This window comes from Azospirillum brasilense (genome assembly GCF_008365405.1).
Lineage (GTDB): Bacteria > Pseudomonadota > Alphaproteobacteria > Azospirillales > Azospirillaceae > Azospirillum > Azospirillum brasilense_D.
Window position 1 is genome coordinate 1 of the sequence record NZ_QOKV01000051.1, and the last position, 9002, is coordinate 9002.

At 64.8% G+C, this 9002-nt stretch carries 9 protein-coding genes; 5 read left to right on the top strand and 4 right to left on the bottom strand.

The window, feature by feature from the left end:
- From DS837_RS31425 to DS837_RS31440, 4 genes are all read right to left on the bottom strand, one after another.
- Window positions 1-883, bottom strand: an 883-nt coding sequence (locus DS837_RS31425) for a TRAP transporter substrate-binding protein (protein ID WP_149168341.1), incomplete at its 3' end; no start/stop codon positions are given.
- A gap of 113 nt (window positions 884-996) precedes the next feature.
- Window positions 997-1332, bottom strand: coding sequence for a cupin domain-containing protein (locus DS837_RS31430; protein WP_014199982.1), 336 nt, complete (start codon window positions 1330-1332; stop codon window positions 997-999).
- A 48-nt stretch (window positions 1333-1380) separates the two neighbouring features.
- On the bottom strand, window positions 1381-2139 hold the full coding sequence (gene kduD / locus DS837_RS31435) for a 2-dehydro-3-deoxy-D-gluconate 5-dehydrogenase KduD (RefSeq protein WP_149168342.1): 759 nt from the start codon (window positions 2137-2139) through the stop codon (window positions 1381-1383).
- The gene (locus DS837_RS31440; RefSeq protein ID WP_149168343.1) at window positions 2136-2948 is read right to left on the bottom strand and encodes a GntR family transcriptional regulator; all 813 of its coding nucleotides are present in this window, start codon (window positions 2946-2948) and stop codon (window positions 2136-2138) included. Before DS837_RS31440 ends, kduD begins: the two co-directional genes overlap by 4 nt.
- A gap of 371 nt (window positions 2949-3319) precedes the next feature.
- On the opposite strand from DS837_RS31440, the gene DS837_RS31445 reads away from it, so the two are divergent.
- The 5 genes from DS837_RS31445 to DS837_RS31465 all read left to right on the top strand — a co-directional run bounded on the left by DS837_RS31445 (window position 3320) and on the right by DS837_RS31465 (window position 8818).
- Complete coding sequence (locus tag DS837_RS31445) at window positions 3320-4369, top strand: RelA/SpoT domain-containing protein (protein ID WP_149168344.1); 1050 nt, start codon at window positions 3320-3322, stop codon at window positions 4367-4369.
- Between the two features lie 309 nt (window positions 4370-4678).
- Window positions 4679-5374 (top strand): GntR family transcriptional regulator, encoded by a 696-nt coding sequence (locus DS837_RS31450; RefSeq protein WP_247884722.1) that lies wholly within the window; start codon window positions 4679-4681, stop codon window positions 5372-5374.
- Window positions 5375-5395: 21 nt separating this feature from the next.
- Window positions 5396-6868, top strand: coding sequence for a mannitol dehydrogenase family protein (locus DS837_RS31455; protein WP_149168346.1), 1473 nt, complete (start codon window positions 5396-5398; stop codon window positions 6866-6868).
- A gap of 70 nt (window positions 6869-6938) precedes the next feature.
- Window positions 6939-8135 (top strand): mannonate dehydratase, encoded by a 1197-nt coding sequence (uxuA, locus tag DS837_RS31460; RefSeq protein ID WP_149168347.1) that lies wholly within the window; start codon window positions 6939-6941, stop codon window positions 8133-8135.
- Between the two features lie 488 nt (window positions 8136-8623).
- The gene (locus DS837_RS31465) at window positions 8624-8818 is read left to right on the top strand and encodes a hypothetical protein (RefSeq protein WP_149168348.1); all 195 of its coding nucleotides are present in this window, start codon (window positions 8624-8626) and stop codon (window positions 8816-8818) included.
- Window positions 8819-9002 lie beyond the last annotated feature (184 nt).

The following is a 9002-nucleotide window of genomic DNA, read 5'->3' on the forward strand; positions in this document are numbered from 1 at the left end:
CCTCGACGATCTGGGCGCCGGCCTTCACGACGACGTCCTTGGACTTCAACTCACGCTCGTCCCACAGCTTGCGCATGTAAGGGACGGAGTCCTTGGCGGCCTTGCGGATGGCGGCCTGGTCGTCCTTGGTCAGACGGTCCCACGAGACCTTGGAGAAGACCAGCACTTCCGGCGCCATCGCGTGCTCGGTCAGGGTGAAGTATTTGGCCGCCTCGAAGTGGCGCGAGGACTCGTAGGACGGGTAGTTGTTCTCCGCCGCGTCGACGATGCCGGTCTTCAGCGCGGTGTAGACCTCGCCGAAGGGCATCGGCGTGGCGTTGGCGCCCAGCGCCTGGATCATGGCGACGAACAGGTCGGACTGCTGGACGCGGATCTTGGCGCCCTTCATGTCGGCCAGCGTCTTGTAGGGCTTGGCGGCCGAATACATGCTGCGCGAGCCGCTGTCGTAGAAGGCCAGGCCGACCATACCCTGGCTTTCCATGGCGGCGAGGATCTCGTCGCCGATCGGGCCGTCCAGAACGGCGCGCATGTGTTCGGTGGAGCGGAAGATGAAGGGCAGGGCCGTGACCATCGTCTCCGGGACGACGTTGTTCAGCGGCGCGACGTTGATGCGCATCATGTCGAGCCCGCCGATCTTCAGCTGCTCGATGGTGTCCTTCTCGGTGCCGAGCGCGCCGTTCGGGTAGACCTTCACACCGAGCTTGCCGCCGGTCCGCTCCTTCAGGAGCTTGTCGACGTACTTCACGGCCTCGACGGTCGGGTAGTCGGCCGGATGGATGTCCGCGGAGCGGAAATCGCGGGCCACGACCGGGGTGGCGAGCAGGGTGCAGGCCGCGCAGGCGGCGAGAAGGGCGGCGCGGATACCGCGGGTCGAAAGATGCATAGCGTGTCCTCCTGGCGATTCTTAAGCAGCTTCAGGCTGGTTCTTTGGTTTGGACGGTTGGTCCGGGAGCCGCCCGGCGCGTGTTCCCGCGCGCCGGGCAACAGGTGATGTCGTCAGGCGAGGAAGTCCTCGCGCGGGGGCGTGAAGATGTCGAGCAGGACGCCCGGCTCCAGCGCCACGACGCCGTGCAGGGCGTTGGACGGCACCATGTAGCCGTCGCCGGTGCCCAGCCGCCGGGTGACGCCTTCGATGGTGACGTCGAAGGCGCCCTTCTCGACCACGGCGCACTGGACGTGCGGGTGGCGGTGCTGCGGCCCGATGGCGCCGGTTTCGAACTCCACGCGCACCATCATCATGGCGTCGTTGTGGCCGAGGATCTTGCGGCGCACCCCGGCGCCCAGATCCTGCCAGTCCACCGCCTCGTCGATCACGAAAACGTCCGTGCTCATCTTCATCTTCCCCTTACTTTCGCAGGCGGCCCCTGATCGCTGATCTGCTCAGCGGGCGAGCCAGCCGCCGTCCACCGGCAGGATCGTGCCGTGGACGTAATCGGACGCATCGGAGGCCAGGAACACCGCGGGTCCGCCCATATCGGCGGGCTCGCTCCAGCGTCCGGCGGGGATGCGGGCCAGAATTTCGGCGTTGCGGCGCTCGTCGGCGCGCAGCGCGGTGGTGACGCTGGTCGCGACGTAGCCCGGCGCGATGGCGTTCACGTTGATGCCCTTGCCCGCCCATTCGTTGGCGAGCAGCCGGGTGATCCCGGCGATGCCGCTCTTCGACGCCGCGTAGGAGGGCACGCGGATGCCGCCCTGGAAGGACAGCATGGAGGCGATGTTGATGATCTTGCCCTTCCGCCCGTTGCCCAGCGCGTAGCGCCCGAAAGCCTGGCAGAGGAAGAAGACCGACTTCAGGTTCACGTCCATCACGGCGTCCCAGTCGGCCTCGGTGAAGTCCAGCGGGTCGTCGCGGCGGATCAGCCCGGCGTTGTTGACCAGGATGTCCAGCCCGCCGAGCGTGCCGACCGTCTCTTCCATCAGGGCGGGGATCGGGGCGATGCCGGACAGGTCGGCGGGGATCGCGGCGAAGCGGCGGCCCAGCCCCTCGACCAGCGCGCGCGTCTCGTCCGGCGGGGTGCGCCCGGCCACGGCGATGTCGGCGCCGGCCCGCGCCAGGGCGACCGCGATGGCCTGCCCGATGCCGCCGTTGGCCCCGGTGACCAGGGCGGTCTTCCCGGAGAGGTCGAAGGGGTTGGTCATGACGGGGTGCTTTCTTTCTTCGTCTTCGATGCGTCGTCCGGCTGCGCGCCGGAGAAGAAGAAGGGGTTGGCCCCCTGGGTGTTCGGAACCGACTCCAGCAGAGCGCCGAGATGGATCGTCATCAGCCGCTCCGCCTCGGCCGGGTCGCGCGCCGCGATGGCGTCGACGATGCCGCCGTGCTCGGCCAGCACATGCGGGATGCGGCCGGGCTCCGGCAGGGTCAGGCGGCGGTAGCGGTCCACCTGCACCTTCACCTGCTGGGCCATATTCCACAGGCCGGGGAAGCCGGCGATCTCGGAAATCAGGCTGTGGAACGCCTCGTCGGCCTCGTGGAAACCATCGAGATCGCCCGCCGCCATGGTCTCCTGCTGGAGCAGGATGTTGGCCCGCAGCGCTGCGACCTGACTGCGCGCGGCACGGACGGCGGCGTAGCGGACCGCGGTGCATTCCAGCGAGGTGCGGATCACCACCGCTTCGGGAAGGGCGTTGACCGGGATGCGGGCGACGAAGGTGCCGGACTGTGGGAAGATTTCGACCAGCCCGTCGTCGGCCAGCCGCAGCAGGGCCTCACGCACCGGGGTGCGGCTGACGCCGAAGGACTCCGCGACGTGCTTCTCCACAATGGGCTCCCCCGGCTTGCGCCGCATGGCCACGATGTCCCCGCGCAGCGATCGGTAGATCTCCGCGGTGGCCGTGGCGCGGGCGGACAGGCGCGGTTCCTTTGCGGTTCCAAGCACCTTGCCGGGCACGGTCCCCGGAGCGGTTCCGGGCGGTTGAGCGTCCAGGGCGCGCCTGGAGGTCGAAGCCATTGCAGTCCTCCCCATGGGCCGGCCCGTGCCCCTTTCAGAGCCGGTCCGTGCTGTTCCTTGAGGAAGAGCATATTAATATATCAGCGTGCCGCGCAAGCCGATTTTGAGGAAGGGGCGAACATTTTTCTGGGGGGTGGGGGAGGGGTGAATTCTACAGATACGGGCGAAAGCATTAATTGTTGAGCGCGACGAGTGATGTGGCGAAGCTGTGCGCCCAAGGTGGAGTACAATGCCATTGCGAAGCGTTCCGACGCGATCTTCAAGTGAAGCCGTTACGCGCAGAGATTCCTATCAACTCATAAGGGAATTCATTGTTCTCGACCTCCTCATAAGGAGTCGCTATTTAGGGTTACGCAAACTGAGGATGAATCATGCCCTTTGTTGAGCCCGGCGGATATAGTAAGGGTGAGTTAGACCGTGCTGGGGAGCGCATTCGGATTGGGGCAGAAACCCCGAATGACCTTGTCCTATTAGATAATTGGCGCGCTTCGCATCTATATGTGCTGAACACATTCCAATCTTCCTTGCGGTTCCGCCGAGCTCGATCCGCCGGCGGGGATACCATAACAATCGCCCAGCGGCTTAAGCGGCGCCCTACAATCATTGACAAGCTAAGACGAGAGCAGGGGATGTCGCTCTCCCGGATGCATGATATCGCAGGATGCCGGCTCATCTTTCCAGATGTCGCAAGCCTTAATCACTTTCGCGGTGGCGTCCTTTCATCCAGAGCGGCGCACGAATTGGTTGGTGGGAAGGAGAGATACAATTACATAGATCATCCCAAACCGTCTGGTTATCGCGGTATTCATGATGTTTACAAATACAATGTGGGGTCAACTGGAGGTGTAAAGTGGAATGGATTGCGTCTCGAAATACAGTACCGCACAGTTGTTCAGCATGCATGGGCTACTGCTGTTGAAATCAGCGACATTGTCAATGCAACAAGGCTAAAATTTAGCCAAGCAAATGCGTCAATATCTCGTTTATTTTTGTTATGTAGTGAGATATTGGCGCGTGTTCATGAAGGAAGGGAGGGCTATTGTGCAGATCTCACTAATCAAAATCTGCTATTTGAATACCAAGGACTTGAAGATGAGCTGCATGCAATCCTCCGCTTGAGAAACCTGACATCGTCAGAGTTTCAGAAGTTTGCTCGTTCATCACGACTTTTTATTCTAATCAACTATACTTCTGGTGATATGGAAGGAAAGCTTGAGGCTGAGGGGTTCTCGGACAATGCCAGTGCTGCAGCTAGGTACTCTGAGGTTGAGGCCAAGCTTCAAGATGTTGCTGACGTAGTTTTGGTGGGATCAAGTCAACAAGATGCAATTAAGCTTGCGTATACAAACTATTTCTCGGATGCATCAGGATTTATATATATGCTTGATAATGCCTTAAGCGAACTTAGGGGCCATCATTAAGAATTGGAATCATTTCTGATAACCAACTAATTATTGGGTATACTGCGTGAGAATTAATGCATTGTTGTGTTTGCTTTAGATCTGTGGTGACTACGAGTTATTTTTTATTGCTGTCATGTTAAACATCTCCAGCTAAATTTCTTCGCGCTCTCCTGCTTTGTATGCATGCTCGTAGAGCGCCGATGGGCTCTAACGGCCGCGTCGTCTTGCATTCATTTATCATTTCCTACCGTAGCGACTCCCCACCACCCCCTTGCCAGCTTCCGCCCGCAATGGCATACTAGTATGCAAGTTGCCGCGATGGACGCCATGACCGACTCGCCGACCTCATCCGCCCCCACCGACATCCGCGGCCCCCGCCTGCACGGGGTCTACGACGCCCTGCGCGCCGCCGTGCTGTCGGGGGAGATCCGCCCCGGCGAGGGGATTTCGGAAACCCGCGTGGCCGCCCGCTACGGCGTCAGCCGCACCCCGGTGCGCGAGGCCTTCCGCCGGCTGGCCGACGAGGGGTTCCTGCGCATCGTGCCGCAGGTCGGCACCTTCGTGGCGCCGATCCAGCTCGGCGCGGTGTCGGACAGCCAGTTCATCCGCGAGACCCTGGAATGCCGGACCGTGCGTCTGGCCGCCGAGCGGGCGGCGGCGGCGGACGTCGCCTCGCTCACCCGGCTTCTCGACTCGCACCGCGCGGTGATGTCCCCCGACCGCCATTCCGAGTTCTTCGCCCTGGACGAGGCCACCCATGCCGAGCTGGCCCGCATCGCCGGGCGTCCGGCGGTGTGGGACCTGCTGGTCGCCGTCAAGGCGCAGCTCGACCGCGTGCGTTTCCTGTCGCTGCACAGCGAAGGCTGGGCAGCCAAGATCGTCGGCGAGCACCAGAGCATCGTGGACCGCGTCGCCGCCCGCGACCCCGACGGGGCGGAGGAGGCCATGCGCGCCCATCTGCGCACCGTCTTCGCGGCGGTGGACGAGATCGCCCGAACCAACAGCCACTTCTTCGAGACGTAAAGCCCTTATGCGGAGTGTTCCATGCGCCTGAGCCCCGACACGCTGCCCTCGCTGCGCCATGGCGCGCAGCGTCCCGGCTATGACCGTGCCGCGCTGACCACCGGAATCGTCCATCTGGGCATCGGCGCCTTCCACCGCGCCCATCAGGCCGTCTACACCGATGACGCCCTGGCCCGGTCCTTCGGTCCCTGGGGCATCGTCGGGGTCAGCCTGCGCAGCCCCGACACGCGCGACGCGCTGGAGCCGCAGGGCGGCCTCTACACCGTCGCGGTGCGCGACGCCGCCGGCGAGCGGCTGCGGGTGATCGGCTCGGTCACCGAGCTGCTGGTCGCTCCGGAAGACCCCGCCGCGGTGCTGGACCTTCTGACCCGCCCGTCCGTCCGCATCGTCACCCTGACCGTCACCGAGAAGGGCTATTGCCACGACCCGGCGACCGGCGCGCTGAACGAGGCCCATCCGGACATCGTCCACGACCTCGCCAACCCGGACAGCCCACGCAGCGTGCCCGGCTTCCTGGTGGAGGCTCTGATCCGCCGCCGCGCCGCCGGGGTGGAGCCCTTCACGGTGCTGAGCTGCGACAACCTGCCGAGCAACGGCGACACCGCCGCGGGCCTGCTGCGCCGCTACGCCGAGCTGCGCGACCCCGCGCTGGGGACGTGGTTCGCCGGGAACGTCGCCTGCCCGAACAGCATGGTGGACCGCATCGTGCCGGCCACCACCGACGCCGACCGCGATCGCGTGTCGGACGGGCTGGGCCTGCGCGACTCCTGGCCGGTGGTGACCGAGCCGTTCAGCCAGTGGGTGATCGAGGACCGCTTCCCCACCGGGCGCCCGGCCTGGGAGCTGGAGGGGGCGGAGCTGGTTCCCGACGTCCATCCCTATGAGACGATGAAGCTGCGCCTGCTGAACGGCAGCCACTCCACGCTCGCCTATCTCGGCTATCTCGCCGGCTACGAGACGGTGTCGGACACCATGGCCGATCCGGCCTTCGCCCGGCTGATCCGCGGCCTGATGGACGAGGAGGCCGGGCCGACACTGCACATGCCGCCGGGCGCCGACCTCGACCATTACAAGGACGCGCTGATCGAGCGCTTCCGCAATCCCGCCCTGCGGCACCGCACCTGGCAGATCGCCATGGACGGCACGCAGAAGCTGCCGCAGCGGCTGCTCGGCACCATCCGCGACCGGCTGGCCGCCGGGGCGCCCATCGACCGGCTGGCGCTGGGGGTGGCGGGTTGGATGCGCTACGTCTCCGGCACCGACGAGGCGGGCCGCCCCATCGACGTGCGCGACCCCATGGCCGCCAGGCTCGCCGAGCTGGCGGCGGAGGCGGGGCCGGACGCCGACCGTCTGGCGACCGCCCTGTTCGGGCTGAGCGCCGTCTTCGGCGACGACCTGCCACGCGACCGGCGCTTCACGGGCCCGGTGACCGACGCGCTGCGCCGGCTCTACGCCGAGGGCGCCCGCGCTGTCGTGCAGTCGGTCGCGGGCTGAGCGCCCCAACCCACAAATACCATCGAGACATGCCGGACTCGGCACAGCACTCTTCTTCAAGGAGCAGACCATGGAACAGACTTGGCGTTGGTTCGGCCCGGACGATGTGATCCGGCTCAACCACATCCGTCAGACCGGCGCCACCGGCATCGTCACCGCCCTGCACCAGATCCCCTACGGCGTGGTCTGGTCGGTCGAGGAGATCGAGGAGCGCAAGGCGATGATCGCCGCCGACCCCTCGCTCGGCCTGCGCTGGAGCGTGGTGGAAAGCCTGCCGATCCATGAGTCCATCAAGATCGGCGAGGGCGACCTGACCCCGCTGTTCGACAACTACCGCCAGTCGCTGCGCAACCTCGCGGCCTGCGGGGTGACGACGGTCTGCTACAACTTCATGCCGATCCTCGACTGGACCCGCACCGACCTCGCCGCGCCGGTGCCGGGCGGCGGCACCTCGCTGCGCTTCAACGCCCATGAGCACGCCGCCTTCGACGTCTTCATGCTGGAGCGTCCGGGCGCCGAGAACGACCATGCGCCGGAGGTGCTGGCCCGCGCCCGCGCCTGGTTCGACAAGGCGTCGGAGGGTGACAAGAAGAAGCTTCTCGCCAACATCATGGCCGGCCTGCCGGGCGCCTTCGACCGCTACGACATTCCGGGCCTGCGCAAGATGCTCGACCGCTACAAGGACATGAGCCACGGCGCGCTGCGCGAGACGCTGGCCCGCTTCCTGCGCGAGGTGATCCCGACCGCGGAAGAGGTGGGCATCCGCATGTGCATCCACCCCGACGATCCGCCGCGTCCGCTGATGGGCCTGCCGCGCATCGTCAGCAACGAGGACGACCTGGACTTCATCGTCAACGTCATCGATTCGGAGGCCAACGGCATCACCTTCTGCACCGGCTCGCTCGGCGCCGGGGCGAAGAACGACGTGCCGGCGATGATCAAGCGCTTTGCTCCGAAGGTCACCTTCGCCCATCTGCGCAACGTGAAGAAGGACCCCGACGGCTCCTTCCAGGAAGCCGAGCACCTGGGCGGCGACGTCGACATGGTGTCGGTCGTCACCACGCTGCTGGAGGAACAGAAGCGCCGCAAGGACGCCGGCAACCCGAACTGGCGCATCCCCTTCCGCCCCGACCACGGCCACGAGCTGTTGGACGACGTGGGCAAGAAGACCCACCCCGGCTACCCGGCGATCGGGCGGCTGCGCGGTCTGGCGGAGATTCGTGGCGTGATGACCGCCGTGGCCTCGATGCGCCAGCTCCCGGTCTGATCGGTCGGCACGTTTGATCGGGTCCGACACGTCGAGCCCGACCGTCTGGTGATGGAGGGAGAAACGCTGTGGCATGGCGCTTCCCCTCTTCACCGGAACGAACGAGGGAGTCGCGGCCGGTCGCCCTGTTCGGTGTTCGTATTGGCCGATGTCCCAATCACTCTGCGCGCTCTTGTCGCGTGTCCAGACGGTGTCATGCTGGACCTGGCGCCGGCATCCTGAAGGGCAGGGGCCCTGGATTGCCGTTCGCATTCGAATAAAATGCTGAGAAAGGCGGCCTGAAAGCGCTCCGTCTTCTTTTTCTCACACCCTTCAAGCCCACCCTGGGGCATGATTTTTCCAGGAATTTCCGGCGCTTAGTGCCTTCACAACTTTCTTTCGGGGAAGGCGCGAAAAGCTATGGCAAAAACATCACAATCAATTAAAATCAGGATTGTGGTGTCGGCCCTTCGGGTGCCCTCGCCCCGACGAGAAGGGAAGCGACTGGGATGAGCAACCGACAGAATCCGCGATACGCCGCCGCCATGCTTCTTCGCGTGGTCGCTGCGAACGGGCGCTGCGATGTTCGTCCGATCGATCAGGTGCCGAAGAGCGCCCAGGAGATCGAACTCGAACGCTTCCTGCGCGATGGCTTCGCGCCCCAGCCGTCCGATCGCCGGCGGGCCATTCCCCTCCGCGCCTGATCCTAAGGCCGTTTTCAGAAAAAACGCACCGCGGTGAAAAAAGCGCTTGCCGGGTTTGGCCGAGCCGCCTATAACCCGGCTCCCACGACGCCGGGGCCGCTGAGAAGCGCGACGGCGGCAAGGGAACGGCAGAGATGCCGAAGACGAGACGAAGTAACGTCAGGCCAGCGTGAAAACAAAGGCT

Bases quoted from the DNA above. Each gene is read 5' to 3' on its own strand.
- DS837_RS31440 (WP_149168343.1), bottom strand. From the start codon at position 2,948: ATGGCTTCGACCTCCAGGCGCGCCCTGGACGCTCAACCGCCCGGAACC.
- DS837_RS31455 (WP_149168346.1), top strand. From the start codon at position 5,396: ATGCGCCTGAGCCCCGACACGCTGCCCTCGCTGCGCCATGGCGCGCAG.
- uxuA (WP_149168347.1), top strand. From the start codon at position 6,939: ATGGAACAGACTTGGCGTTGGTTCGGCCCGGACGATGTGATCCGGCTC.
- DS837_RS31450 (WP_247884722.1), top strand. From the start codon at position 4,679: ATGACCGACTCGCCGACCTCATCCGCCCCCACCGACATCCGCGGCCCC.
- DS837_RS31445 (WP_149168344.1), top strand. From the start codon at position 3,320: ATGCCCTTTGTTGAGCCCGGCGGATATAGTAAGGGTGAGTTAGACCGT.
- kduD (WP_149168342.1), bottom strand. From the start codon at position 2,139: ATGACCAACCCCTTCGACCTCTCCGGGAAGACCGCCCTGGTCACCGGG.
- DS837_RS31465 (WP_149168348.1), top strand. From the start codon at position 8,624: ATGAGCAACCGACAGAATCCGCGATACGCCGCCGCCATGCTTCTTCGC.
- DS837_RS31430 (WP_014199982.1), bottom strand. From the start codon at position 1,332: ATGAGCACGGACGTTTTCGTGATCGACGAGGCGGTGGACTGGCAGGAT.